The 23,573-nt window shown below is 65.0% G+C and carries 27 protein-coding genes; 7 read left to right on the top strand and 20 right to left on the bottom strand.

What is annotated here, in order from left to right; genetic code table 11:
- Window positions 1–34 precede the first annotated feature (34 nt).
- Window positions 35–304, bottom strand: a complete 270-nt coding sequence (rpsO, locus tag HMPREF9710_RS11130; protein WP_005666365.1) for a 30S ribosomal protein S15 — start codon at window positions 302–304, stop codon at window positions 35–37.
- Between the two features lie 186 nt (window positions 305–490).
- Between rpsO and HMPREF9710_RS11125 the strand changes: the two genes are divergently transcribed.
- Together HMPREF9710_RS11125 and bamE are read left to right on the top strand one after the other, a co-directional pair.
- Window positions 491–985 carry a hypothetical protein gene (locus HMPREF9710_RS11125; RefSeq protein WP_005666363.1) on the top strand — a complete coding sequence of 165 codons (495 nt, stop codon included), beginning with the start codon at window positions 491–493 and terminating at the stop codon, window positions 983–985.
- A gap of 5 nt (window positions 986–990) precedes the next feature.
- A complete protein-coding gene (gene bamE / locus HMPREF9710_RS11120; protein WP_005666362.1) occupies window positions 991–1,476 on the top strand; it encodes an outer membrane protein assembly factor BamE domain-containing protein in 486 nt (161 codons plus the stop codon).
- A gap of 3 nt (window positions 1,477–1,479) precedes the next feature.
- On the opposite strand, the gene HMPREF9710_RS11115 is transcribed toward bamE, so the two are convergent.
- The 10 genes from HMPREF9710_RS11115 to HMPREF9710_RS11070 all read right to left on the bottom strand — a co-directional run bounded on the left by HMPREF9710_RS11115 (window position 1,480) and on the right by HMPREF9710_RS11070 (window position 11,836).
- Window positions 1,480–2,400, bottom strand: a complete 921-nt coding sequence (locus tag HMPREF9710_RS11115) for an alpha/beta hydrolase (protein ID WP_005666360.1) — start codon at window positions 2,398–2,400, stop codon at window positions 1,480–1,482.
- A gap of 1 nt (window position 2,401) precedes the next feature.
- Entirely contained in the window at window positions 2,402–3,268 is an 867-nt protein-coding gene (gene pssA, locus HMPREF9710_RS11110; RefSeq protein WP_005666359.1) for a CDP-diacylglycerol--serine O-phosphatidyltransferase, read from the bottom strand.
- 130 nt (window positions 3,269–3,398) lie between these two features.
- The gene (locus HMPREF9710_RS11105) at window positions 3,399–4,169 is read right to left on the bottom strand and encodes an SIMPL domain-containing protein (RefSeq protein WP_005666357.1); all 771 of its coding nucleotides are present in this window, start codon (window positions 4,167–4,169) and stop codon (window positions 3,399–3,401) included.
- Between the two features lie 248 nt (window positions 4,170–4,417).
- A complete protein-coding gene (gene ilvC / locus HMPREF9710_RS11100; protein ID WP_005666356.1) occupies window positions 4,418–5,434 on the bottom strand; it encodes a ketol-acid reductoisomerase in 1,017 nt (338 codons plus the stop codon).
- Window positions 5,435–5,531: 97 nt separating this feature from the next.
- Complete coding sequence (ilvN, locus tag HMPREF9710_RS11095) at window positions 5,532–6,023, bottom strand: acetolactate synthase small subunit (protein ID WP_005666354.1); 492 nt, start codon at window positions 6,021–6,023, stop codon at window positions 5,532–5,534.
- On the bottom strand, window positions 6,023–7,750 hold the full coding sequence (locus HMPREF9710_RS11090; protein WP_005666352.1) for an acetolactate synthase 3 catalytic subunit: 1,728 nt from the start codon (window positions 7,748–7,750) through the stop codon (window positions 6,023–6,025). The genes ilvN and HMPREF9710_RS11090 overlap by 1 nt, the downstream gene beginning before the upstream one ends.
- A gap of 472 nt (window positions 7,751–8,222) precedes the next feature.
- Window positions 8,223–9,098, bottom strand: a complete 876-nt coding sequence (locus tag HMPREF9710_RS11085; protein ID WP_005666350.1) for an ABC transporter permease — start codon at window positions 9,096–9,098, stop codon at window positions 8,223–8,225.
- Window positions 9,098–9,937: an ABC transporter ATP-binding protein gene (locus HMPREF9710_RS11080; protein ID WP_005666349.1), complete on the bottom strand. Its 840-nt coding sequence runs from the start codon at window positions 9,935–9,937 to the stop codon at window positions 9,098–9,100. The genes HMPREF9710_RS11085 and HMPREF9710_RS11080 overlap by 1 nt, the downstream gene beginning before the upstream one ends.
- A 1-nt stretch (window position 9,938) precedes the next feature.
- Entirely contained in the window at window positions 9,939–10,943 is a 1,005-nt protein-coding gene (locus HMPREF9710_RS11075; RefSeq protein ID WP_005666348.1) for an ABC transporter substrate-binding protein, read from the bottom strand.
- Between the two features lie 17 nt (window positions 10,944–10,960).
- Complete coding sequence (locus HMPREF9710_RS11070; RefSeq protein ID WP_005666346.1) at window positions 10,961–11,836, bottom strand: TauD/TfdA dioxygenase family protein; 876 nt, start codon at window positions 11,834–11,836, stop codon at window positions 10,961–10,963.
- A gap of 218 nt (window positions 11,837–12,054) precedes the next feature.
- Here HMPREF9710_RS11070 and HMPREF9710_RS11065 point away from each other — a divergent pair, with 218 nt between their 5' ends.
- From HMPREF9710_RS11065 to HMPREF9710_RS11045, 5 genes are all read left to right on the top strand, one after another.
- The gene (locus HMPREF9710_RS11065) at window positions 12,055–12,627 is read left to right on the top strand and encodes an RNA polymerase sigma factor (RefSeq protein WP_005666345.1); all 573 of its coding nucleotides are present in this window, start codon (window positions 12,055–12,057) and stop codon (window positions 12,625–12,627) included.
- Window positions 12,624–13,040, top strand: a complete 417-nt coding sequence (locus HMPREF9710_RS11060) for a DUF3619 family protein (RefSeq protein WP_005666344.1) — start codon at window positions 12,624–12,626, stop codon at window positions 13,038–13,040. Before HMPREF9710_RS11065 ends, HMPREF9710_RS11060 begins: the two co-directional genes overlap by 4 nt.
- On the top strand, window positions 13,037–13,861 hold the full coding sequence (locus HMPREF9710_RS26565; RefSeq protein WP_005666343.1) for a DUF3106 domain-containing protein: 825 nt from the start codon (window positions 13,037–13,039) through the stop codon (window positions 13,859–13,861). Before HMPREF9710_RS11060 ends, HMPREF9710_RS26565 begins: the two co-directional genes overlap by 4 nt.
- Window positions 13,848–14,384 (top strand): RDD family protein, encoded by a 537-nt coding sequence (locus HMPREF9710_RS11050; protein ID WP_005666341.1) that lies wholly within the window; start codon window positions 13,848–13,850, stop codon window positions 14,382–14,384. The genes HMPREF9710_RS26565 and HMPREF9710_RS11050 overlap by 14 nt, the downstream gene beginning before the upstream one ends.
- Before the next feature lie 91 nt (window positions 14,385–14,475).
- Window positions 14,476–15,477, top strand: a complete 1,002-nt coding sequence (locus HMPREF9710_RS11045) for an SDR family oxidoreductase (protein ID WP_005666340.1) — start codon at window positions 14,476–14,478, stop codon at window positions 15,475–15,477.
- Here the strand turns inward: HMPREF9710_RS11045 and HMPREF9710_RS11040 are convergent.
- The 9 genes from HMPREF9710_RS11040 to iscA all read right to left on the bottom strand — a co-directional run bounded on the left by HMPREF9710_RS11040 (window position 15,471) and on the right by iscA (window position 23,561).
- Window positions 15,471–17,120, bottom strand: coding sequence for a choice-of-anchor I family protein (locus tag HMPREF9710_RS11040; protein ID WP_005666339.1), 1,650 nt, complete (start codon window positions 17,118–17,120; stop codon window positions 15,471–15,473). The two genes, HMPREF9710_RS11045 and HMPREF9710_RS11040, sit on opposite strands and share 7 nt — an antisense overlap.
- A gap of 67 nt (window positions 17,121–17,187) precedes the next feature.
- Entirely contained in the window at window positions 17,188–17,694 is a 507-nt protein-coding gene (locus HMPREF9710_RS11035) for a hypothetical protein (RefSeq protein WP_005666338.1), read from the bottom strand.
- A gap of 12 nt (window positions 17,695–17,706) precedes the next feature.
- Window positions 17,707–18,393 carry an RNA pseudouridine synthase gene (locus HMPREF9710_RS11030; RefSeq protein WP_005666336.1) on the bottom strand — a complete coding sequence of 229 codons (687 nt, stop codon included), beginning with the start codon at window positions 18,391–18,393 and terminating at the stop codon, window positions 17,707–17,709.
- Window positions 18,393–19,427, bottom strand: coding sequence for a low-specificity L-threonine aldolase (gene ltaE / locus HMPREF9710_RS11025; RefSeq protein ID WP_040776425.1), 1,035 nt, complete (start codon window positions 19,425–19,427; stop codon window positions 18,393–18,395). The genes HMPREF9710_RS11030 and ltaE overlap by 1 nt, the downstream gene beginning before the upstream one ends.
- 4 nt (window positions 19,428–19,431) lie before the next feature.
- Window positions 19,432–20,313 carry a class I SAM-dependent methyltransferase gene (locus HMPREF9710_RS11020; RefSeq protein WP_005666333.1) on the bottom strand — a complete coding sequence of 294 codons (882 nt, stop codon included), beginning with the start codon at window positions 20,311–20,313 and terminating at the stop codon, window positions 19,432–19,434.
- A 7-nt stretch (window positions 20,314–20,320) separates the two neighbouring features.
- Window positions 20,321–20,662: an ISC system 2Fe-2S type ferredoxin gene (gene fdx, locus HMPREF9710_RS11015; RefSeq protein ID WP_005666331.1), complete on the bottom strand. Its 342-nt coding sequence runs from the start codon at window positions 20,660–20,662 to the stop codon at window positions 20,321–20,323.
- Between the two features lie 77 nt (window positions 20,663–20,739).
- On the bottom strand, window positions 20,740–22,629 hold the full coding sequence (gene hscA / locus HMPREF9710_RS11010) for a Fe-S protein assembly chaperone HscA (RefSeq protein ID WP_005666329.1): 1,890 nt from the start codon (window positions 22,627–22,629) through the stop codon (window positions 20,740–20,742).
- Window positions 22,630–22,703: 74 nt separating this feature from the next.
- Window positions 22,704–23,219 carry a Fe-S protein assembly co-chaperone HscB gene (gene hscB, locus HMPREF9710_RS11005; protein WP_005666327.1) on the bottom strand — a complete coding sequence of 172 codons (516 nt, stop codon included), beginning with the start codon at window positions 23,217–23,219 and terminating at the stop codon, window positions 22,704–22,706.
- Between the two features lie 18 nt (window positions 23,220–23,237).
- A complete protein-coding gene (gene iscA / locus HMPREF9710_RS11000) occupies window positions 23,238–23,561 on the bottom strand; it encodes an iron-sulfur cluster assembly protein IscA (protein WP_005666326.1) in 324 nt (107 codons plus the stop codon).
- Window positions 23,562–23,573 lie beyond the last annotated feature (12 nt).

Here is a 23,573-nt window from a genome sequence, read left to right as displayed (position 1 = left end):
TTTTGACTAAACCGTCTGAAGCAAGAACTTGCGATTACTTACGCAGGCCCAGCTTGGCGATCAGGTCGCGATAACGATTCAGGTCCTTGTTCTTCAGGTAAGCCAGCAGGCTCTTACGGCGGTTGACCATCATGATCAGGCCACGACGCGAGTGGTGATCCTTCTGGTGTGCCTTGAAGTGGCCGTTCAGTTCGTTGATGCGTGCGGTCAGCAGTGCGACCTGGACTTCCGGCGAACCGGTATCGTTCTGGCCACGTGCATTGTCCGCGATGATCGCGGCTTTGTTGATGTTTTCAACCGACATGATGTTACCTTTCACATGCGGTGCAAGAGTCGGAACCCCAGGCACCGTGATTTATCAAATAGCTGTCCGGATTGGACAGACCCGCCAGTATAGTGCAAAACGGCGGCTCGAACCAGTGTTTGCTATCCTTCTTCCGCAGTTGGACAGGCCGTCGCCCAGCTGGCAAGCTCGACACAGGTGACAATCATGAACAAGATGAATACATTTACAACACTGACCGCCATCCTGCTGCTGGCCGGCTGCGCCATGCGCACGGCGCCGACTCCCGGCGACCCGCTGGATGTCGTCCAGTCCAAGATGGGCACCCCCACCGCGGTGTATACCGACGGCGCGGCGCGCACCCTCGAATACGCCACCGGCCCGATGGGCCAGTACACCTGGATGGCGCACCTGGGCCCGGATGGCCGCCTGACCTCGTATGAACAAGTCCTGACGAGCGAGAAGTTCGCCACTGTCAGGATCGACCAGGCGACCAAGGATGACATGCTGCGTACTTTCGGCCATCCGGCCGAGGTTTCGCGCGTCGCCATGCGCGACTACGAGGTGTGGTCGTATCGCTACAAGGAAGCCGGCGTGTGGAACTCGTTGATGCACGTCCACTTCGACGGGCAAGGCGTGGTGCGCCAGATGATGAATGCGTCGGATCCCATGTACAACCCACAGGATCGCGGCATCTGGTGAACACGATGATCAAATTAACTCCACTCATCGCCGCACTGCTGCTGACGGCATGCGCCATGCGCACGCCGCCAAACCCGGGCGACACGCAGGACGTGGTCCAGGCCAAGCTGGGGATGCCAACCGCGGTGTATGCCGATGGCGCGTCCCGTACTCTCGAGTACGCCACCGGCCCCATGGGCCAGTTCACCTGGATGGCGCACCTCGGCCCGGATGGGCGCCTGCTCTCCTACGAGCAGGTGCTCACGAGCGAAAAATTTGCCACGATTAAAATTGATCGAGCGACCAAGGACCAGGTGCTGCGCACCATCGGCCGCCCCGCCGAGCGATCGCAGGTCGCCATGAAGAATTATGAAGTCTGGTCCTATCGCTACAAGGAAGCCGGCGTCTGGAATTCGCTCATGCACGTCCACTTCGACGGGCAAGGCGTCGTGCGGCAGATGATGAATGCGCCCGATCCGATGTACGAACCGCGCGACCGCTTTGGTTTTTGAGCGTTACCTGGCCGGAACGGTGCGGCGACCGCCGTCGCTGCGCACGAAATCCTCGACCGCGTCCAGGCTCGGCGCCAGGCGGCGCAGCGTGGACGACAGCGTGGCGACCAGGGTGGCGTGGTTGACGTTGTCGTAGTACACCTCGCGCACGGGCACGCCGGCACTACGCATCCTGGCCGCGAGCATGCCGGTATTGCGTTCCGGGTTCACCGTCGTGTCGTTGCGGGCGGCGATCAGCAGCGCCGGGGGCGCCCCGGCCGTGACGTGGGCGACCGGCTGCGAGTCGGCCGGCGTATCGGGATAGTGGAACACCGGACGCGTGGTCTCATTCTCGACGGGCAAGAAGTTATACGGACCCGCCATGCCGATCCAGCCGCGCAGGATGCCCGGGCTGCCCCCCTGTTCGCGCAGCCAGCGTGGATCGAGCGCCAGCATCGCCGCGTTATAGGCGCCCGCGCTATGCCCCATGACGAACAGGCGTTTCGGATCGCCGCCATAGGCCGCGATCCGGCGTTCGGTCCAGACGACGGCGCGCGCGCCATCATGCAAAAAGTCGGGATAGCTGGCCTGCGGATACAGGCGATAATCGGGAATCACCACCACGAATCCGCGCTGGGCCAGCGAACGGCCAACGAACGCATAATCGTCGCGCTCTCCACTGACCCAATTGCCGCCGTAGAAGAAGACGATCACCGGCGCCTTGCCTGCGCCAGACGCGGGCCGGTAGATGGACAGCACGTGGCGCGGGTCGGGGCCGAAGGCGGCCGTCGCGACCGAACGCGCCGTCCCGCCGGGCGACACCACATTGACCAGGGTGAGCGGCGAACAGGCGCTCAGGGCGCCGGCCAGGACCAGGACGGCCAGCGCCAGCGCCGCGCCAGCGAGCGTCTTCGTCGAAAGAAAACGGCCGCTATGCACCGGCATGTCAGCGACGGATATCGTCCGGCTCGTCGTCGAGCGGGATGATGCTGACCGGCTTGCCCTTCGCCTTGCGCCAGACATACACGGCATAGCCCGAGAGGCCATACACCACGAAAATCGGCCACAGCACCTTGGGCGGATCGATCGCCAGCAGCGCCAGCACCAGCGCGATCAGGAACACCGCGATGAACGGCACCGACTTCCTGAAGTTGATGTCCTTGAAGCTGTAGAACGGCACGTTGGACACCATGGTCAGGCCGGCGAACACGGCGATACACCACGACACCCAATCCACCTTGCGCGCGCTGACGCTGATGTCGGGGTCGATCATCATCATGATGAAGCCGATCACCAGCGCCGCGGCGGCCGGGCTCGGCAAGCCCTGGAAGAAGCGCTTGTCCACCACCTGGATATTGGTGTTGAAGCGCGCCAGGCGCAACGCCGCGCAGGCGCAGTAGATGAAGGCCGCGATCCAGCCCAGCTTGCCCAGGCCGCGCAGCGACCATTCATAGATTACCAGCGCCGGCGCGGCGCCGAACGAGACCATGTCGGCCAGGCTGTCGAACTGCGCGCCGAACTCGGACTGGGTATTGGTCAGGCGCGCGATGCGCCCGTCCAGGCCGTCGAGGATCATGGCGATGAACACGGCCCAGCAGGCATGCTCGAAACGCTGGTTCATCGCCATGACGATGGCATAGAAGCCGCAGAACAGGGCCGCGGTGGTGAAGGCGTTGGGCAGGAGATAAATGCCGCGGCCACGTTCGCCGACCTGGCGGTCTTCCGCGCGGCGGCCGAAACGCTTTTTCAGGCGGGAGAATCGTGGACCCTTTGGCGTTGTCCCTGGTGTTCTTCTTCGTGGAAAGGTTGGCATAAGGAATCGTATTCAAGGTAGTCGCCGAGCGACAGTTCCCCCACATTATAGAGGTGGGGACACGTGTTAGCGAAACACTACGCTAACCCGACTGGCGATTGCCTGGCGCTTACTTGAACTCAGCCGTCCTTTACTTGAACTTGACCTTGCCCACGACGCGCATCTGCAGTGTGGTTTCGCCCGGTTCGAAGCTCGGTTCGGACATCTCGTCGGCCATCTCGCGCTTAGCGCTGCGCATCATCATGGCCTGCGGCGCGGCGGCATCGCCCGCGTAGTTGCCCGAGCCTTCGAAGTCGACCGTGTCGAGCACGGCGTCGGTCGGCTGGCGGCCCATGGCCTTGGCGATCGAGACGATGCGCTCGTTCAGGTTGCGGTAGGTCGCAGCGATGCGCTGGTCGTCCAGGCGCTTCTCGAGCTCGGGGCTCAAACCGAAGTTGACGCCATTGATCTGCAGCACCTTCTGGGCGGCGGCGGCGGTCTTCGGCAGCGCGGCCAGGTTGGTGGTCTTCACTTCCAGGTACTGGCCGACGCGCCAGGCGATCGGCACCGGCTTGACCGGTTGCTGCGTGGTGCGGCCGACCGGCTGCGGCGGCACTTCCGGATAGACCGGGTAGGTGTAGTAGCCCTGGGTCTTGAGTTCGGCATTCGGATCGGCGCGGCGCACGATCTCGGTGCCCTCCTTCATCTTGCGGTTGACGCGATCGGCGGCGGCGTTCTTGTCCTTGTCATGCTCTTCGACGGCGAAGACGACGGTGGCCTGGTCGTTGGCGTGCTTGACTTCGCCAAAGGCGGGGACCACGACCATGGTGCCGCTGGTAGCCGGCGACGGCAGGTTTTGCGCGTGGGCGGCGCTGAAGGCGAGGACCAGGGCGGCGACGACGAGGGATTTAGAAACGGCCATTTATTGTTCTCCTATAAGTTGCGACAGATGTCTGACAGCACTTATACGATACCAATCGCCAGGATTCCATCGTGATTTTGTAATGGACAGTTGCAAATAAGTAGGTTTGGGGAAGGATTTGTAACAGCCGCAGCCAAAATAAAAGCGGGGTCAGGTCTGACATTCAGACACGACCCCAGCCATGGAAACGCTTAAAGTCGAGACCGTGTCCGAATGTCAGACCTGACCCTCGCTTTACTCCAGGAACATCAGTTCTTCGACTGATCCACCAGCTTGTTCTTGGCGATCCACGGCATCATGCCGCGCAGCTTGGCGCCGACTTCTTCGATCTGGTGCTCCGCGGTCAGGCGGCGGCGCGAGATCAGGGTCGGGGCGCCGGCCTTGTTTTCCAGGATGAAGCTCTTGGCGTATTCGCCGGTCTGGATGTCCTTCAGGCACTGGCGCATGGCGTTCTTGGTATCTTCGGTCACGATGCGCGGGCCGGTCACGTACTCGCCATATTCCGCGTTGTTCGAGATCGAGTAGTTCATGTTGGCGATGCCGCCTTCGTAGATCAGGTCGACGATCAGCTTCAGCTCGTGCAGGCACTCGAAATACGCCATTTCGGGCGCGTAGCCGGCTTCGGTCAGGGTTTCGAAGCCAGCCTTGATCAGCTCGACGGCGCCGCCGCACAGCACGGCCTGCTCGCCGAACAGGTCGGTCTCGGTCTCTTCGCGGAAGTTGGTCTCGATGATGCCGGCGCGACCGCCGCCGTTGGCCATCGCATACGACAGCGCGATGTCGCGCGCCGCGCCCGACTTGTCCTGGTAGACGGCGACCAGGTGCGGCACGCCGCCACCTTGCGTATAGGTGCCGCGCACGGTGTGGCCCGGGGCCTTCGGCGCGACCATGATCACGTCGAGGTCGGCGCGCGGCACCACTTGGCCGTAGTGCACGTTGAAACCGTGGGCGAAGGCCAGCACGGCGCCCTGCTTGGCGTTCGGCGCGACGTTCTTGTTGTAGACCTCGGCGATGTTTTCGTCCGGCAGCAGGATCATGATGACGTCGGCGGCCTTGACCGCCTCGTCGACCTCGGCGACCTTCAGGCCGGCCTGCTCGACCTTGTTCCACGAAGCGCCGCCGCGGCGCAGGCCGACGGTGACGTTGACGCCCGATTCAGAGAGGTTCTGGGCGTGGGCGTGGCCTTGCGAGCCGTAGCCGATGATGGCGACGTTCTTGCCTTTGATGAGGGAGAGGTCGCAGTCTTTGTCGTAGAAAACTTTCATTTGGGTATCCTGTATATAAGTAATGTAGTGGTGTTCGGGCGTAACGCGTCGGCGGCCGAGCCGCCAACCCTACGTCGTTTATTCAGCGTTTTTCTTGTCAGACTTTGAGGATGCGTTCGCCGCGTCCGATGCCCGAGCCGCCGGTACGGACCGTCTCGAGGATGGAAGCCCGGTCGATCGAGTCGATGAAGGCGTCCAGCTTCGACTTGGCGCCGGTGAGCTCGATCGTGTAGGTCTTTTCGGTGACGTCGATGATGCGACCGCGGAAGATGTCGGCGGTGCGCTTCATTTCTTCGCGCTCCTTGCCGACCGCGCGCACCTTGATCAGCATGAGCTCGCGCTCGATGTGCTGGCCTTCGGTCAGGTCGACCACCTTCACCACCTCGATCAGGCGGTTCAGGTGCTTGGTGATCTGCTCGATGATGTCGTCCGAACCCGAAGTGACGATGGTCATGCGCGACAGGGTCGCGTCTTCGGTCGGGGCCACGGTCAGCGTTTCGATGTTGTAGCCGCGCGCCGAGAACAGGCCGACCACGCGCGACAGCGCGCCGGCTTCGTTCTCCAGGAGGACTGAGATAATGTGTCGCATCACAGGTCCTCCGAGCCGAGCAGCATTTCGTTCAGGCCACGGCCCGCCTTGACCATCGGCCAGACGTTCTCGCTCTGGTCGGTGATGAAGTTCATGAAGACCAGGCGGTCCTTCATGGCGAACGCTTCGCGCAGCGAACCCTCGACGTCGCCCGGCTTTTCGATGCGCATGCCGACGTGGCCATAGGCCTCGGCCAGCTTCTCGAAATCGGGCAGCGAATCCATGTACGACTCGGAATAGCGCGAACCGTAGTCGATCTGCTGCCACTGGCGCACCATGCCCAGGAAGCGGTTGTTGAGCAGGATGATCTTCGGCGTCAGGTGGTATTGCTTGCAGGTGGCGAGCTCCTGGATGCACATCTGGATCGAACCCTCGCCGGTGACGCAGGCCACCGTCGCATCCGGATTGGCCATCTGCACGCCCATCGCATACGGCAAGCCGACGCCCATCGTGCCCAGGCCGCCGGAGTTGATCCAGCGCCGCGGCTTGTCGAACTGATAGTACTGCGCGGCCCACATCTGGTGCTGGCCCACGTCCGAGGTGATGAAGGCGTCGCCATCCGTCACGCGGTGCAGCTGCTCGATCACCGCCTGCGGCTTGATGACCGTATCGGAGGTCGGATACTTGAGGCAGTCGCGGCCGCGCCATTCGGCGATCTGTTTCCACCAGCCCTGCAAGGCATTGGTATTGGTCTGGACATTGCCGGCGTCGAGCTGCGACAGCAGTTCGACCAGCACGTCCTTGACGTTGCCGACGATCGGGATGTCGACCCGCACCCGCTTCGAGATCGACGAAGGATCGATGTCGATGTGGATGATCTTGCGCGGATTCGAGGCGAAATGCTTCGGATTGCCGATCACGCGGTCGTCGAAGCGGGAACCGATGGCGATCAGGACGTCGCAGTGCTGCATCGCCATGTTCGCTTCATAGGTGCCGTGCATGCCCGGCATGCCGACGAAATGCGGATCGGACGAACGCGATCCGCCCAGGCCCATCAGCGTGTTCGTGATCGGGAAGCCGGTTTTCTCGACCAGGCGGTTCAGCTCGTCCGAGGCATTGGCCAGGATCACGCCGCCGCCCGCATAGATCATCGGGCGCTCGGCGTTCTGCAGCAGCTGGACCGCCTTGCGGATCTGGCCGGCATGGCCCTTGTCGACCGGACGGTACGAGCGCATCTCGATCTCGCGCGGGTACTCGTACAAGCATTTGTTGACCGTGATGTCCTTCGGAATATCGACCAGCACGGGTCCGGGACGTCCGGTGCGGGCGATGAAGAAGGCTTTCTTGATGGTCGAGGCCAGCTCGCGCACGTCCTTGACCAGGAAGTTGTGCTTGACCACCGGACGCGTGATGCCGACGGTATCGCATTCCTGGAAGGCATCCTGGCCGATCGCGTGGCTGGGCACCTGGCCCGAGATCACGACCATCGGAATCGAATCCATATACGCGGTGGACAGGCCGGTGACGGCATTGGTGACGCCGGGGCCGGAGGTGACCAGGGCGACGCCCACGGTGTTCGAGCTGCGCGAATAGGCGTCGGCGGCGTGCACCGCGGCCTGTTCGTGGCGAACGAGGACGTGCTGGAATTTATCCTGGTTGAAGATGGCGTCGTAGATATAGAGGACCGCGCCGCCCGGGTAACCGAAGACGTGCTTGACGCCCTCTTCTGCCAGACAACGGACCACTATCTCAGCGCCCGTGATCGGGACTGCTGAATCGTTACTCATGTACATTCCTTTCAAAACCCAATGGGAGATTGATCGGATGCCCGTTCCTGACGATATGCGTCTTTGCGCGACAACCCTCAGGCTTGACTACTTTCTGCGTGCACGTCGATGTTTCGGACACCGTAGGGTCCTTACGCACCGGCGCTGGGCGCAACTCGTTGAGCGTGAGTGTTTGTAGCGGTCTTACGCATCTCTCGCGCTTGTGGCGCGGGTCGGAGCAAACTGCCTACAAATGAAAGCGTGTCACAACCGGACTGGGCCTTGTGTGCCGACTCCGGATGACGTAAAAGCCTTGGGGATGCAAAGCGTGAGAGACACCTTACCGCGCCGCACCATTTTGGTCAAGAAGGAAAGATAAAAATCGCTGCATTCCCAAAAGTGGTGCAACAAATTCGGCGAAATCCAAATAATGTGCGCCGTTTTTGCGTGGCGGGTGTGTATCGTAGGGTGGAGGGCGACGCCGCCCACGCATTCAGCGCTGCATGCCCCAGCGCCGCACTGTCACGCGTTCCAATGCCTGGAACACGAAGTGCTCGATCGCCAGCCCGATGAGGATCACGGTCGCCAGCCCCGCGAACACCTTGTCGGTGAACAGCTCATTACGGCTCTGGAAGATATACCACCCCAGCCCGCCCTGCCCCGAGGTGCTGCCGAACACCAGCTCGGCGGCGATCAGGGTGCGCCAGGCGAACGCCCAGCCGATCTTCAGGCCCGACAGGATGGCCGGCAGCGCGGCCGGGATCAGGATCTGCAGCACCATGCGCAAGCCGCCCAGGCCATAGTTGCGGCCGGCCATGCGCAGGGTTTCGGGCACGGCCCGGAAACCCGCGCTGGCATTCAGGGTCAGCGGCCACACCACCGAGTGCACCAGCACCATCAGCAGGCTGCCCTTGCCGAGCCCGAACCACAGCAGCGCCAGCGGCAGCAGCGCGATGGCCGGCAGCGGATTGAACATCGAGGTCAGGGTATCGATCAGCGCGCGGCCGAAGCGGTTCGACACCGCCAGCCAGGTCAGCAGGAATGACCCGGCCACGCCCAGCAGGAAGCCCTGGCTCAGGATCGCCAGCGACACCGACACATAGCCGACCAGCTCGCCCGACAGCATGCCGTCCACGAAGGCGCGACCGGTCTGCAGCGCGCCCGGCAGCAGCAGGTCGTTGTCGAACCAGCGCGCGAGCAGTTCCCACACGACGGCCAGCGCCAGCAGGATGGCGGGTTTTCTCAACCAGCCGAAGCGGTCCAGCGCGAAGGAGACGGAGGGCGCCGCGCCGGGCGCCGGCACGGCAAGGGCCGGCTTGAGCGGCAACACGTATTCGGGACGGATCGGCGGTTCGCGCAAGGTCGTCATCAATGCGCCTCCGCCATGCGATCTGCATCCCGGCGCCCATCCGGCGCTGCATCGCCATCGAACAGCAGGGCATGGATGCGCTGGGTGGCGGCCTGGAATTCCGGGCTGCCGGCGCTTTGCAGGCTGAACTGGTGGCTATTGAGTTCGGCCCGCACCCGGCCCGGATGGGGCGACAGCAGCAGGATGCGGTTGCCCACCACCAGCGCCTCCTCGATCGAGTGGGTCACGAACAGCATGGTGAAGCCGATTTCATCCCACAGCGCCTGCAGCTCTTCCTGCATGCTGCGCCGGGTCAGCGCATCGAGCGCGGCGAACGGCTCGTCCATCAGCAGCACCGCCGGCTGCATCGCCAGCGCGCGGGCAATGGCCACCCGCGCCTTCATGCCGCCCGACAGCGTGTGCGGATAGGCGTCGGCAAAGCGCGCCAGCCCGACCTTGCCCAGCCAGTGACGGGCACGCCGGTCGGCCTCGCCACGCGATACGCCGCCCGCCAGCAGCGGGAACATCACGTTCTGCCGCACCGTCTTCCAGGGCGGCAGCTGGTCGAATTCCTGGAACACGACGATGCGGTCCGGCCCCGGCCCCGTGATCGGCTTGCCGGACAAGCCGAGGCTGCCGGCGCGCGGCGCGATGAAGCCGCCGATCGCTTTCAACAAGGTCGACTTGCCGCAGCCGGACGGCCCCAGCAGCACGAAGCGGTCGCCGCGGTGGACGTCGAAGCTGACGTCGTCCGTGGCGCGCACGATGCCGCGTTCGCTGGCGTACTCGAGCGTGACGTGCTCGGCGCGCAGCAGCGGTTCCTGGGGAACGAGGTTCAGCGATATGACGGGGGTAATCATGTCAGCTCCCGTTGGCGATGACCGGATGCTCGAAGAAGTAATCCTTCCACGAAGCCGGCTTGTTCCTGATGGCGCCGACCTGGTGCAGGAACTGCGCCAGGCCCAGCGTATTCTGCGGCGCCACGCGGAACTGTGTCTTCGGGTCCTTGATCACCTTCAGCAGCAGCGCCCGGTCGATATTGCCCTTGTTGACGCGCAGGTAGGCATCGGCCGCGCCTTCTGGATTGGTCGCAATGTACCGGGACGCCTCGGCCAGCGCATCGAGGAAGGCGCGATACGTTTTTGGATTTTCCTTCACATATTTTTCGGTGGCATACAGCACCGTGCTTGACGCCGGCCCACCCAGCACCTGGTAGGAATCGAGCACGATCTTCGCGTTCGGGTTACCGGCAAGTTCTTGCTCCTGGAATGGCGGCCCGCCGAAGTGGGCGTTCAGTTCGGTCTTGCCGGCGATCAGGGCCGCGGCGGCGTCCGGGTGCGGCACGGTCTGGGTGATCGGGTCGAGTTTCTTGAATTGGGCATTGCCCCACTGCTTGGCGGCGGCCATCTGCAGGATGCGGGCCTGCACCGACACCGTCACCGCCGGCAAGGCGATGCGGTCTTTCGGGCCGAAGTCGGCAATCGTCTTGACCGCCGGATTGGTGCTGACCAGGTAATAGGGGAAGCTGCCCAGCGAGGCCACGCCGCGCACGTTCTGGCGGCCCTTGGTGCGGTCCCAGATCGTCATCAGGGGGCCGACGCCGGCCCCGGCGATATCGATCGAGCCCGACAGCAGCGCATCGTTGATCACGGCGCCGCCGGACAGCTTGACCCAGTCGACGTCGACGTCGACGCCCTGCTTCTTGCCATGCTTTTCGATGAGTTTCTGGTCTTGCGCCACGTTCAGCAGCAGGTAGACCACGCCGAACTGCTCGGCGATGCGGATCTTGCCCTCGGCCTGGGCGAATGATGGTAGCGCCAGGGCCAGCGCCGCGCCGACGGCAAGGAACTTCTTGTGGAGTGTCATGGGTTTCCCGGATTGAGTCAGAACGGAACGTCGCCTTCGATGGTCGTGCGGTACAGCTTGCGGCGCAGGTGGTCGGGACAGCCGGCCGCCAGGTGCATCAGCGAGCGGTTGTCCCAGAACACCATGTCGTGAGGCCGCCACTGATGGCGATAGACATGTTGCGGGCGCGTGCCATGGTCGAACAGCGCGTCGAGCAGTGCGCGGCTGCGCCGCTCGGGCACGCCCAGGATGCGGGTGGTGAAGTGCTCGCTGACGAACAGGGCCTTGCGGCCGGTCTCGGGATGGGTGCGCACCACCGGGTGATTGACCGGCTTGACCTCGTCGATCTGGGCCTGGGTGAGCTGCGGGCGGAACGGGTTTTTCTGGCGCAGCGCTTCATACTTGGCCAGATACCAGTGCTCGGCCTGCAAGCCTTCGACTTCGCGCTTCAGGTCGTCGGGCAAGGCTTCCCAGGCCGTGTGCTGGTTGGCGAACAGGGTGTCGCCGCCTTCGGCCGGCAGCTCTTGCGCATGCAGTATCGAGCCCAGGCTCGGCGTTTCCTTGTACGACAGGTCGGAATGCCAGAAGTGGCCGGCATCGCCCAGGCCGATCGGCTGGCCGTTCTCGCGGATGTTCGAGACGATCAGCACTTCGGGGTGGCCCGTCAGCTGGAAATTGCGCAGCACATGGATCTGCAACTGGCCGAAGCGGCGGCTGAACGCCACCTGCTGGGCCGGCGTGATGTGCTGGTCGCGGAATACCAGCACGTGGTGGTCGAGGTGGGCGCGGTGCAGGCGGCTGAAGTCTTCCGCCCCGAGCGGACGCGACAGGTCGAGGCCGACGACTTCGGCGCCCAGCGGAGCGCCGATGATGGGGTGGACAGCAAATGCTTGACGAGGAATATCGAGCGGCATGGTGGCGGAGGCAGGATGATCGTGTTGACAGCCTAACCACACCCCCATAGGCGAACAACGAATGATTTCGCGTATCTTCATGCAGTTTTTGAACGTTATGTAAATAGCATTGCCGCCTCCCGGCCCTGCGCGTTTACGGTGCAGGCCAGGACGTTTTTTGCTAGGATGCGAAAGTTTTCCCTAAAGCACGAGCAAGACGAGCGCTTCCTTGAACCCGCATGGCCACAGATAAAGAACTCAACGACTTCCTCGCGAATGTCGAACGGCGTGCGTTCAAGCAGGCGGTGTATGCGGTGCGCAAGGACGAGTCGGCGCTGGACATCGTCCAGGACGCCATGATCAAGCTGGCCGAAAAGTATGGCGACAAGCCGGCCGCCGAATTGCCGATGCTGTTCCAGCGCATCCTGCAGACGACCATCCTCGATTACTTCCGCCGCGAAAAAGTGCGCAACACCTGGGTCAGCCTGTTTTCGGGCTTCAGCCGCGGAGAGGGAGGTGACGATGACGACTTTGATATACTTGCCTCATACGAGGCCGAAGAAGGATCGGCCGCCGCAGAGTCGAGTGCGGACCAGATTGAGCGTGAACAAACCTTGCGCTTGATCGAAGAAGAAGTACAAAAGCTCCCAACGCGTCAACGGGAAGCGTTCCTCATGCGTTACTGGCAGGATATGGACGTGGCCGAAACGGCCGAAGCGATGGGATGCTCCGAGGGTAGCGTCAAAACACATTGCTCCCGTGCCACCCACGCCCTCGCCGCAGCGCTCAAGGCCAAGGGAATCACATTATGAATACCGACGACATCAACCTGGCGTACAAAATCCGCCATGCACTGAACGAACAGCTCGACACCTTGCCGGCCTCGACGACCGACCGGCTCGCCGCCGCGCGCGCCGCCGCGCTCGCGCGCAAGAAGGCGGACGCGCCGGTCGAGTATTTCAAGCCAGCCCCTTCCGGCTGGCGCGAGATGCTGGCCGGCTTCGGCAATCTCGTGACGGGTCCGGCCATGTCGCGCCTGGCGGTCGCCGTGCCGATCCTGGCGCTGGTGATCGGCATGGGCGGCGTCTACCAGCACGAACAGCAACAGCAGATCGCCGAGCTGGCCGACATCGACGCGGCCGTTTTGTCCGATGAACTGCCGCTCAATGCGTATCTCGACCCGGGCTTCAGCGCTTACCTGGAGTCGCAGCAGCGCCGGCAATGACGAAGAACGACGCTTCACAGTCTCGCGCATCGAAGCCCGGCGCCGCGAAATCACGGTTCCCCGTCCTGAAAACGGTGGCCGGGGTCCTGGTGGCGGGTGCAATCGCCTGGGTCATCGTCGACCGTTTCGACACCCCGTCCGTCCTGCCGTCGGTGGCCGATGCCGTCGATGGCGAACGCGCGTCGCCCAAAAGCTTCGACAAGCCCCTGTGGAACGAACTGAGCAGCGCCCAGCAAGTGGCGCTGGCGCCGCTGGAACCCGAGTGGAACCAGATGGAAGGACCGCGCAAGCGCAAGTGGATCCAGATGTCGGCCCGCTTCGCCTCGCTGCCCGCGTCCGAGCAGCAGCGCGTGCACGAACGCATGCGCCAGTGGATGAAGCTCACCCCCGCGCAGCGCGAACTCGCGCGCGAGAACTACAGCCGCACCAGCCGCCTGGCCCAGGGCGGCGACAAGGCGGCCGACTGGGAAAACTACAAGCAGCTGTCGGCCGAACAGAAACGCCAGCTGGCCAACAGCCCGGCGGCGACGCGCCACAAGAGCATTCCGGTGGCGCTGCCTGAAGCGCCGATGCTGGTCACGCCGACGCCCTGCCCACCGAACACCACCCGCCGCGGCGCCGAATGCATCCTGATCGGCACGGATACCGTGGTGCCGACCGCGACCGCCAGCGTGCCGCCGCCAGCGCAGCCCGGCGGCGCCGGCCCTGCTCCCGTCGTGACGCCGGGTCCGGCGGTCAGCTCCCCTGGCGCCGATGGCGGCGCGATCGCCGCGCCTGGCGGCCAGCAGGCACCCGCGCAGGCCGCCAATGCAAGCAACTGAGCCGGCCGCCACCAGTCCGGTGCACGCGCCGCCCCAGCCGGCGCCGACCATCAAGCGCCGCGTGACGGTGATGGTCTATGAATTCTTCCTGCTGTTCGCCGTCGAGATGCTGGCAGTGCTGGTCTACCTCCTCCTCACCGGCAACCGCCAGGAGCCGCTGTTCCAGCATGGGCTGAAGCTCTGGCTGTTCCTGGTGACGGGCCTGTACTTCACCTGGTGCTGGCGCGACAGCGGCCACACGCTGGCCATGAAGACCTGGCGCATCAAGGTGGTCCAGGCCGGGCACGCGCGCCTGCCATGGCGCACCGCCATCGCGCGCTACCTGCTGGCCTGGGGCTGGTTCGCGCCGGCGCTGCTCGTGTGCGCCGCGTTCGGCCTGCACGCCAGGGGCGAGATCGCCATCGCGCTGGCGCTCGGCATCGTCCTGTGGGCGCTCACCGCCCTCCTCGACAAGGACCGCCAGTTCCTGCACGACCGCCTGGCCGGCACCCGCCTGGTCCAGCTCCCCAAGATCAAGCGCTGACCGGGCGCGAGCTTGCTGCGCGGCATTCGAACGCGGCGACATCCTGAATCGCGGAATAATCGGCCTTTTCACTGTGAATGAAAGGTCAACGATGAAGCGATCGAATCTCCGCGTGGTGATCATGGGCGCCTCGAGCGGCATCGGCGCCGCGACCGCTGTCGCCTTTGCCCGCGAGGGCGCCGACCTGGTGCTCGGCGCGCGCGGCAAGGAAGGCCTCGACGATGTCGCCCGCCGCTGCTTCCAGGCCGGCGGCCGGGCCGAAACGGTGGTGGTCGACGCGACCGACGCCAGGGCGGTGGACGCCTTCGCGCGCGAAGCGCGGTCCATCCTGGGACAGATCGACCTGTGGTTCAGCAATGTCGGCGCCGGCGTGGTCGGCAAGTACCACGACGTGCCGATGGCCGACCACCGCCAGGTGATCGAGACCAACCTGCTCACCCACATGAACGACGCGCACGCGGTGCTGCCGATCTTCCTGGAGCAGGACCACGGCATCTGGGTCAACATGATCTCGTCCGGCGGCTACGTCGCCGCGCCCTACGCCGCGGCCTACTCGGCCAGCAAGTTCGGCCTGCGCGGCTTTTCCGAAGCCCTGCGCGCGGAGCTCGGCAAGCGGCGCCGCATCCACGTCTGCGACGTGTATCCCACGTTCGTCGACACGCCCGGCTTCAGCCACGCGGCCAACTACACGGGCGCCCACCTCTCCTATCCGCCGGGTGCGCTGGCGCCGGAAACGGTGGCCGATGCCGTCGTCAAGCTGGCCCGCAGCCCGCGCGACACGACCGCGGTCGGCGCGCCCGCCGCCGCCATGAAGGCCACCCGGCTGGCGCCGAACCTCGTCGCGGCCGGCATGAACCGCTTCATGGATGCGTGGGCAAAACGGGCCGAGCGCACGGGCGACACGCGCGGCGCGCTGTACGAACCGCCGCACGGCGCCAGTGGCGTGCATGCGGATGCAAGCCGACTCAATCAGCCACGACCTCAGCCAAAAGCGCAGCCAAGCCAGCCGGCCAACAAGGCGCTGGTGGCCGGCGCGGCGGTGGTCGCCGCCGCGATCGGCATGCAGTTGCTGAGAAAGCGCGCGGATCAGTAAGTCAGGTTGATCTGCATGACGGCGGTGGTGCCGCTGACTTCGTTACCGACGATCAGCAGCGGCTTGCCGTTCGGCGACTTGTACGCCGGGATCAGGGTCAGTCCTTCCGGACCCAGGTCGCTCTTGTCGCCGTCGCGCGTGTTGAGGTAGGTGACGAAGGAAGCCTGGGCCGGCTTGCTCACGTCATACACCATCACGCCGCCGACGCGCTCCAGGCCGATGAAGGCATAGTGCTTGCTGCCGAACTTGCCGACCACGGCGCCTTCCGGCTCCGGGCCCTTCGAAGCGCTGCGGTCTTCCAGGTCGTCGTTGTCGTTGCTGGCGTTGAATTTGACGTTCGGCAGCGCCTTGGTGCGCTGCTCGAATTCGTCGCCCGAGTCGTAGACACGCTTGATGTCGGTGTCCCAGATCGAGAACGAACGGCCGCCGAAGGTGTACAGCTCGGTGCACTGGCCGGCAGCGTTCTTGCCCGTGATGCCGCCGTTCGGCGTGGTCGTGATGCGCAGGCGGCCGAGGTTCGAATCGAAGATCCGGTTGGCCGCATCCGGGAAGACGGCGGGGTCCAGCCCTGCCGTGCAGTGCGCACGCACGCGGCTCTCTTCGTTGAAGCCCGGCCAGTCGGCGCGCGCGTCTCCCTCGTTGGCGGTGATCAGGTAATGCTTGCCGTCCACCGAGTAGCTGGCGATGGCGTCCGGCAGGTACATGCCTTTCACCGGCTGCGGGCCGATCCTGATGGCCGGCGAACCGCTGTTGGTGTTGGCGCCGCCATCTTCGTCCGACGCATCCAGCCCGAAGCCGGCCACACTGTGGTCCTTGAAGCCGAGCGGCTTGACCGCAGTGACTTTGGCCGTCGCCACGTCGACGATGGCGATCGCATTGTTTTCCTGCAGGGTCACCCAGGCGGTGCGGCCGTCGTCGCTGACGGTGATGTATTCCGGCTCGAAGTCCTGGGCGGCGCTGGCGTTCGGCCCATAGATGCGGATGCCCTGCGCGCGCAGCGCGGCTTCCTGGCCATTGAAGGCGCGGAAGTCGGCGGTCGCCACCGAGGGCGCGCCGCCGCGGTTGACGGTGATGACGCTGACCGAGCCTTCCGGGTCCGTCGTGCCGGCCACGCCATAGCCGCTCGGCTCGCCCTCGTTCGCGACCAGCACCTTGCTGCCGTCGGGGGTGAAGGTCAGCATGTCGGGCAGCGCGCCGACCTTCACGCTATTGATCAGTTTCAGGTCGGCCGCATTGTAGAAGGCGACGGTGCCCGGCTGGGTCTTGGGATCCGATTCGATCGCCAGCGCCACCAGGCCGTCGTGCACGGCGACGCTGTTGACCGCCTTGCCCATGCTCGCCACATTGATGGTGCCGATCAGCTTCGGCGTGCCTGGCGCCGCCAGGTCCAGCACATCGACCGTGCCGTTGGCGCCGTTGACGACGAACAGGCGCCGGCTGCCGGCATCGTAGGCCGTGATCTCGGCCGCGCCCACCGCCCCGCCGCTATAGCTGCCGATTTTCTCCAGCGCGAGCGTGGTCGGGGTCGGATCGTCGTCGTCGCCACCGCAGGCCGCGAGCGTGCAGGCCAGCGCGATCGCGCTCAGCATCGGGAGGTAACCCGGAAGGTAACGGGAAGGTGTGGCGGGACGGCGCAGGAACATGGTTGTCGATTTTCAAAAAGTAGAAAATCGACAGCATATGGACGCAAGATGACAGCCGTATGACTTCTCAAGCCCGTTCGACGGCGCGCTGCATCAGCTTGCGCGACCAGGGCAGTAGCTGGAACAGGACGCCGCAGGCCAGCGCCGGCAGGATGAACAGCTCGATCACCATATAGGCGCGGATGATCTTCCATGGATCCGGGTTGTTCGGATCCATCCCGCCCAGCAGGTCGCCGTAGGAATGGCGCGCGATGTAGAGCGTGAGCGCGGTCATCGCCAGCCCGCACAGCAGCGCCGCGCCCGCCCCCAGCAGCACGCGGCGCGGCGTGGTCTGCAGGCGCCGGCGCAGCGGCTCCAGCTTGACGGCCAGCGCCACCAGCAAGCCATGCGCCAGGCCGAGCGCGCCCGCGATCAGGGCGCCGAACAGCAGCGCCGCCAGGTAGAAGGACGGCATGAGCTCGATGCGGCCCTTGGTGAACAGGGTGGCCAGCGTAAATTCGATCACCGGGATCACGGGGCCGAGCAACAGGAAGAACAGGACGCTGGTCGCGACCAGGCGGAAGGAACTTGGCATGGCAGGAATGACTCAGAAGCGCTCGACGTCGCGCAGGTAACGCCAGCCGCCCGGCGGCAGGCTGCCCATGGAAATACGGCCGATGCGCAGGCGGCGCAGCGCGGTGACCTTCAGGCCGACGTCGCCGCACAGGCGCTCGATCTGGCCGCGCTGGATGTTCTTGCCGGCGATGCGCAGGCGGGCTTCGCTTTGCCAGCTGGCGCGGAACATGCGGCCCAGTTTATCAAGGCCGCCGTCGGCGATCTGTCCTTCGACTTCGGCCACGTATTCGTACTCGTTGCGCGGCGCGTCCTCGACGAGTTTGCGCATCACGCGCCAGTCCTGGCTGAACACGACCAGGCCCGAGGCCATCGTTTCGAGCGGCGTCGCCAGCGCCAGCTTGAACAGGTGCCGGCGCAGGAACGGCTTGCCGAAACCATTGTCCAGCACTTGCGTGTCGGCGCCGATCGCGGCCAGCAGCGCGTCCTGTTCGACGCCGGCCGGCTTGTGCAGCAGGATGGTGACCGGCTCGGGCTCGACCGGGGTCGCGCCCGGCAGCAGCGCGACGGTTTGCGCCGGCGTCACGCGGGTGGCCGGGTCCTCAGCCAGCGCGCCATCGACGCTGACCCAGCCGCCGGCGATATACCGTTCTGCCTCGGCGCGCGAGCACCCCGCCACTTCGGCGACGCGCTTGGCCAGGCGAATACCTTCTTCACTCATCAGGCCCGCCAATCCGCAAAGAACGCCGTGAACACCTCGACCGTGCGTTTCACGTCCGCGTTCGAGATGTCGAGGTGAGTCACCAGGCGCATTTTCGGGCCGACCGTGGCGCGGATGCCGGCGCGCGCCAGCGCCTGGCGCAGCGGCGCGCAGGCGGCTGCCGGCACGTCCATCCAGAAGATGTTCGTCTGCGGTGTGCCGACCTTCAGCTGTTCGATCTTCGCCAGGCCCTGCGCCAGTTCCGCCGCGTTGTCATGGTCGTTGGCCAGCAGCGCGACGTTGTGCTCGAGCGCGTAGTGGGCCGCGGCGGCGATCACGCCTGCCTGGCGCATGCCGCCGCCCAGCATCTTGCGCCAGCGCTTGCCCTGCTCGATGAAGGACTTCGGTCCCAGCAGGACCGAGCCGACCGGCGCGCCCAGGCCCTTGGACAGGCAGACCGACACCGTATCGAAACCTTTTACCGCATCGACCAGGCTGATGCCCTGCTTGACGGCGGCGTTGCAGATGCGCGCGCCGTCGAGGTGGGTCGCCAGGCCCTTGTCGTGGGCGAGCGTGGTCGCGGCGGCGACGTATTCCTGGCTCAGCACGCGGCCACCGATGGTGTTTTCCAGCGCCAGCAGACGGGTGCGCGCGAAGTGCATATCGTCCGGCTTGATATAGGCCTCGATATCGGCCAGGGCGATCGAGCCGTCCGGCTGGTTCGCGATCGGCTGCGGCTGGATGCTGCCCAGCACCGCGGCGCCGCCGCCTTCGTACTTGTAGGTGTGCGCTTCCTGGCCGACCAGGTATTCGTCGCCGCGACCGCAATGGGTCATCAGGGCGATCAGGTTGGTCTGGGTGCCGCTCGGCGCGAACATGCCCGCTTCGAAGCCGAACAGCTCGGCCGCGTAGTCCTGCAGGCGGTTGACGGTCGGGTCGTCGCCGTAGACGTCGTCGCCGACCGGGGCGGCCACCATGGTGGCGCGCATCGCAGCGCTCGGCTGGGTCACGGTGTCGCTGCGCAGGTCGATCCAGCGCTGTTGGTCTTGGCTCATCATCTTATTCCGTGGTCTCGGCCTGGGTATAAAAACGGCTCTTCATTTCTTCAAGGCCGACCTCATGCAGCACTTCGTGCAGGCGTTCGCTGGGCCGGCGGCGCGGCAGGTTCTTGTAGGTGGCGACGATCAGCTCGTTCTTCATCGAGTGTTCCCAGCCCACCAGTTCGGTGACCGTGACCTGGTAGCCGTGGGCTTCGAGCTGCAGGCAGCGCAGCACATTGGTGATCTGGCTGCCGAATTCGCGGGTGTGGATCGGATGACGCCAGATCTCGGTCAGCGCGCTGCGCTTGATGTCCTTGCCCTTGTTCTTGCGCAGCACGGACGCGACTTCGGCCTGGCAGCACGGCACCAGCACCATGTGCTTCGCCTTCTTCTTGAGGGCGAAGTCGATGGCGTCGTCGGTGGCGGTATTGCAGGCGTGCAGCGCGGTGACGATGTCGATCGTCTCGGGCAGCTTGCTCGACGTGGTGGACTCGGCCACCGACAGCGGCAGGAACGACATGCCGCTGAATCCGAGGCGCGCGGCCAGTTCAAGCGATTTGCTGACCAGCTCTTCGCGGGTCTCGATGCCGTAGATGTGGCTGCCCTCGCCCTCGGCCTTGACGAACAGGTCGTACAGGATGAAGCCGAGATAGGACTTGCCGGCGCCGTGGTCGACCAGCGAGACGCTGCCTTTTTCGCTCTTGACGTCGCGCAGCAGCGGCTCGATGAAGTTGTACAGGTGGTAGACCTGCTTGAGCTTGCGGCGGCTGTCCTGGTTCAACTTGCCGTCGCGGGTCAGGATGTGCAGCTCCTTGAGCAGCTCGATCGATTGGCCGGGACGAACCTCCGGCGGCAGTTCCTGTGGTGCCGGGACTTTCCTGGCTTGCTCAAGACGCTTCATGGACGGCTCAGTGATTCTTTTCGGCGGCGTGGTTGATCGTGTATTTCGGGATCTCGACCACCAGGTCTTCTTCCGCGACGATCGCCTGGCACGACAGGCGCGAATTCGGCTCCAGGCCCCAGGCCTTGTCGAGCATGTCTTCTTCCTTCTCTTCCTGCTCGTTCAGCGATTCGAAGCCTTCGCGCACGATCACGTGGCAGGTGGTGCAGGCGCAGACGCGGTCGCAGGCGTGCTCGATCTCGATGTCGTTGTCGAGCAGGACGTCGCAGACCGACTTGCCGGCTGGGGCTTCGAGCACGGCGCCGTCCGGGCAGAACACCGGGTGTGGGAGGATGACGATTTGTGGCACTTGGGTTACCTCGGTTGATTGGATAATCCGATTATCCGTTGTTCTTGATATTGCGTACGCGAGCCGTCGGGGGAGGCTCAGACCTCGTCCAGCGACTTGCCCGCCAGCGCCTTGCGCACGCTCTTGTCCATGCGGCGGGCGGCGAATTCCTCGGTGCCCTTGGCCAGCGCCTGCACGGCGGCGTGCAGGGCGTCCTGGCGCTGGCCAGGCGCGGTCGACGCGTCGTTCGACGCCGTCACCGCGTCGCGCACCGCCTGCAGCTGCTGGCCAATCGCGGCCTGCTCTTCCTGCGACAGCAACTCGACGTCAGCGTCCAGCGCCGACTGGGTGGCCAGCAGGATACGCTCGGCCTCGACCTGTTCTTCGCGCAGCGCGCGCATCTGCATGTCGCTGGAGGCCGAGCTGTACGACTCCTGCAGCATGCGCGCCACGTCGTCGTCGCCCAGGCCATAGGATGGCTTGACCGTGATCGACGCTTCCACGCCCGAACGCATCTCGCGCGCCGCCACCGACAGCAGGCCGTCGGCGTCGACCTGGTACGTGACGCGGATGCGCGCCGCGCCGGCCGCCATCGGCGGAATGCCGCGCAGCTCGAAGCGCGCCAGCGAACGGCAGTCGGACACCAGCTCGCGCTCGCCCTGCACCACGTGCACCGCCAGCGCGGTCTGGCCGTCCTTGAAGGTCGTGAATTCCTGGGCGCGCGCCACGGGAATCGTCGAATTGCGCGGGATGATCTTCTCGACCAGGCCGCCCATCGTCTCGATGCCCAGCGACAGCGGAGTCACGTCCAGCAACAGCCAGTCGTCACCCTCGGCGCGGTTGCCGGCCAGCAGATTGGCCTGGATCGCGGCGCCCAGCGCCACCACGCGGTCAGGGTCGATATTGGCGTGCGGGATGGTCTGGAAGAATTCCGAGACCGCGCGGCGCACGTGCGGCATGCGCGTCGCGCCGCCGACCATCACGACGCCGTCGACGTCCTCGACAGTCACGCTCGCATCGCGCATCGCCTTGCGGATCGCGTTCATGGTCTTGCCGACCAGGTGCCTGGTGATCTCGGAGAACACCGCGGCGGTGACCGTCACCTGCACGATCTCGCCCGACTTGAGGATTGCCTCGACCGTCGTTTCTTCATTGGTCGACAGCAGTTCCTTGGCCTGGCGCGCCTTGACCATCAGGGTCGCGGTGTCGTGTTCCGACAGCGGCGCCAGCTTGGCCTGCTCGGTGATCCAGCAGAACAGACGGTGGTCGAAGTCGTCGCCGCCCAGGGCCGAATCGCCGCCGGTCGACAGCACCTCGAACACGCCCTTCGAGAGCTTGAGGATCGAGATGTCGAAAGTGCCGCCGCCCAGGTCATACACGGCATACACCCCCTCCTTGCCATGGTCGAGGCCATAGGCGATGGCGGCGGCGGTCGGCTCGGACAGCAGGCGCAGCACGTTCAGGCCGGCCAGCTGGGCCGCGTCCTTGGTGGCCTGGCGCTGGGCGTCGTCGAAATACGCCGGCACCGTGATCACGGCGCCGACCAGGTCGTCGCCCAGCGAATCCTCGGCGCGCTGGCGCAGCGTGGCCAGGATCTGGGCCGACACCTCGACCGGGCTTTTCACGCCGGCGACGGTGTTCAGCTGGACCATGCCCTCGCCTTCGACGAAGTCGTAGGGCAGGTTCTCGGCGTGGGCGATGTCTTTCAAGCCGCGGCCCATGAAGCGCTTGACCGAGACGATCGTGTTCTTCGGGTCGGTGGTCTGGTGCACGCGCGCCTTGTGGCCGATGTTGGCGTGACCGTTCGGCAGGTACCGCACGATCGACGGCAGCAGCGAACGGCCCTCCTCGTCGCTCAGCACTTCGGGGCTGCCGCTACGGACGGTGGCGACGAGCGAGTTGGTGGTGCCCAGGTCGATGCCCACGGCCAGGCGGTGCTGGTGGGGGGCGGTGGACATGCCGGGTTCGGCGATTTGGAGGAGTGCCATAGTCGTGATACCAATATTGTTTTTCTGCGCCGGGAGCCGAACGGTGGACCGTTCGACCAGCGACCCGCAGCGGATCAGGCGTCGATCGCCTCGAAGGCGTACTGCACTTCGTCGCCGAATTTGTCGAGGAACATCAGGCCGCGCACGCCTTGCGCTGCGCCGCTGAAGTCGCCCGCGTCCAGCTGGCTCGCGACGGCGGCCAGCATGTTCTTGCGCTCGGCGCGCAGCTGCGCTTCCAGGCGATCGAGCGCGATGGCGTCCTTGGCCGCGCGCGCGTCCTCGAGCTCTTCGCGCCATTCCATCTGCTGCATCAGGAAGGCCGGCGGCATGGCCGTATTCGACTCGGTCTGCAGGTCGATGCCGTTCAGTTCGCACAGGTATTGCGCGCGCTTCTGCGGGTTGCGCAGGGTTTGATAAGCCTCGTTGGCGCGAGTCGCCCATTGCATCGCGACGCGCTTTTCGGCGTCGGTCGCGTTGACGAAGCGGTCAGGATGGACGCGACCCTGGACTTCGCGATAGGCGGCGTCGAGGGCGTCCTGGTCGACCTCGAAACGGGCCGGCAGCTGGAACAGGTCGAAGTGATTCTGCATCGGCGTGGATTATCGGCTTTAGATACGGAAGCTCTCGCCGCAGCCGCAGTTGTCCTTGACGTTCGGGTTGTTGAAGCGGAAGCCTTCGTTGAGCCCTTCGCGGGCGAAATCGAGCTCGGTGCCGTCGATATAGGCCAGGCTTTTCGGGTCGACGAAGACCTTGACGCCGTGCGACTCGAACACCGCGTCTTCGGCGGCGCTCTCGTCGACGTACTCGAGCTTGTAGGCCAGGCCGGAGCAGCCGGTGGTGCGCACACCGAAGCGCAAGCCGATGCCCTTGCCCCGGCGTTCGAGGTAACGGTTGACGTGTTTCGCGGCTTTTTCGGTCAGGGTGATTGCCATGTGCTTCTCCAG

Origin of the sequence: Massilia timonae CCUG 45783, assembly GCF_000315425.1 — a bacterium.
In the GTDB taxonomy this organism is placed as follows: domain Bacteria; phylum Pseudomonadota; class Gammaproteobacteria; order Burkholderiales; family Burkholderiaceae_D; genus Telluria; species Telluria timonae.
This window is presented reverse-complemented; position numbering and strand designations above follow the sequence as displayed.

What these genes read in the sequence shown, in the direction of transcription:
- rpsO (WP_005666365.1), bottom strand. Translation starts at nt 304, where the DNA reads ATGTCGGTTGAAAACATCAACAAAGCCGCGATCATCGCGGACAATGCA.
- HMPREF9710_RS11125 (WP_005666363.1), top strand. Translation starts at nt 491, where the DNA reads ATGAACAAGATGAATACATTTACAACACTGACCGCCATCCTGCTGCTG.
- bamE (WP_005666362.1), top strand. Translation starts at nt 991, where the DNA reads ATGATCAAATTAACTCCACTCATCGCCGCACTGCTGCTGACGGCATGC.
- HMPREF9710_RS11115 (WP_005666360.1), bottom strand. Translation starts at nt 2,400, where the DNA reads ATGCCGGTGCATAGCGGCCGTTTTCTTTCGACGAAGACGCTCGCTGGC.
- pssA (WP_005666359.1), bottom strand. Translation starts at nt 3,268, where the DNA reads ATGCCAACCTTTCCACGAAGAAGAACACCAGGGACAACGCCAAAGGGT.
- HMPREF9710_RS11105 (WP_005666357.1), bottom strand. Translation starts at nt 4,169, where the DNA reads ATGGCCGTTTCTAAATCCCTCGTCGTCGCCGCCCTGGTCCTCGCCTTC.
- ilvC (WP_005666356.1), bottom strand. Translation starts at nt 5,434, where the DNA reads ATGAAAGTTTTCTACGACAAAGACTGCGACCTCTCCCTCATCAAAGGC.
- ilvN (WP_005666354.1), bottom strand. Translation starts at nt 6,023, where the DNA reads ATGCGACACATTATCTCAGTCCTCCTGGAGAACGAAGCCGGCGCGCTG.
- HMPREF9710_RS11090 (WP_005666352.1), bottom strand. Translation starts at nt 7,750, where the DNA reads ATGAGTAACGATTCAGCAGTCCCGATCACGGGCGCTGAGATAGTGGTC.
- HMPREF9710_RS11085 (WP_005666350.1), bottom strand. Translation starts at nt 9,098, where the DNA reads ATGACGACCTTGCGCGAACCGCCGATCCGTCCCGAATACGTGTTGCCG.
- HMPREF9710_RS11080 (WP_005666349.1), bottom strand. Translation starts at nt 9,937, where the DNA reads ATGATTACCCCCGTCATATCGCTGAACCTCGTTCCCCAGGAACCGCTG.
- HMPREF9710_RS11075 (WP_005666348.1), bottom strand. Translation starts at nt 10,943, where the DNA reads ATGACACTCCACAAGAAGTTCCTTGCCGTCGGCGCGGCGCTGGCCCTG.
- HMPREF9710_RS11070 (WP_005666346.1), bottom strand. Translation starts at nt 11,836, where the DNA reads ATGCCGCTCGATATTCCTCGTCAAGCATTTGCTGTCCACCCCATCATC.
- HMPREF9710_RS11065 (WP_005666345.1), top strand. Translation starts at nt 12,055, where the DNA reads ATGGCCACAGATAAAGAACTCAACGACTTCCTCGCGAATGTCGAACGG.
- HMPREF9710_RS11060 (WP_005666344.1), top strand. Translation starts at nt 12,624, where the DNA reads ATGAATACCGACGACATCAACCTGGCGTACAAAATCCGCCATGCACTG.
- HMPREF9710_RS26565 (WP_005666343.1), top strand. Translation starts at nt 13,037, where the DNA reads ATGACGAAGAACGACGCTTCACAGTCTCGCGCATCGAAGCCCGGCGCC.
- HMPREF9710_RS11050 (WP_005666341.1), top strand. Translation starts at nt 13,848, where the DNA reads ATGCAAGCAACTGAGCCGGCCGCCACCAGTCCGGTGCACGCGCCGCCC.
- HMPREF9710_RS11045 (WP_005666340.1), top strand. Translation starts at nt 14,476, where the DNA reads ATGAAGCGATCGAATCTCCGCGTGGTGATCATGGGCGCCTCGAGCGGC.
- HMPREF9710_RS11040 (WP_005666339.1), bottom strand. Translation starts at nt 17,120, where the DNA reads ATGTTCCTGCGCCGTCCCGCCACACCTTCCCGTTACCTTCCGGGTTAC.
- HMPREF9710_RS11035 (WP_005666338.1), bottom strand. Translation starts at nt 17,694, where the DNA reads ATGCCAAGTTCCTTCCGCCTGGTCGCGACCAGCGTCCTGTTCTTCCTG.
- HMPREF9710_RS11030 (WP_005666336.1), bottom strand. Translation starts at nt 18,393, where the DNA reads ATGAGTGAAGAAGGTATTCGCCTGGCCAAGCGCGTCGCCGAAGTGGCG.
- ltaE (WP_040776425.1), bottom strand. Translation starts at nt 19,427, where the DNA reads ATGAGCCAAGACCAACAGCGCTGGATCGACCTGCGCAGCGACACCGTG.
- HMPREF9710_RS11020 (WP_005666333.1), bottom strand. Translation starts at nt 20,313, where the DNA reads ATGAAGCGTCTTGAGCAAGCCAGGAAAGTCCCGGCACCACAGGAACTG.
- hscA (WP_005666329.1), bottom strand. Translation starts at nt 22,629, where the DNA reads ATGGCACTCCTCCAAATCGCCGAACCCGGCATGTCCACCGCCCCCCAC.
- hscB (WP_005666327.1), bottom strand. Translation starts at nt 23,219, where the DNA reads ATGCAGAATCACTTCGACCTGTTCCAGCTGCCGGCCCGTTTCGAGGTC.
- iscA (WP_005666326.1), bottom strand. Translation starts at nt 23,561, where the DNA reads ATGGCAATCACCCTGACCGAAAAAGCCGCGAAACACGTCAACCGTTAC.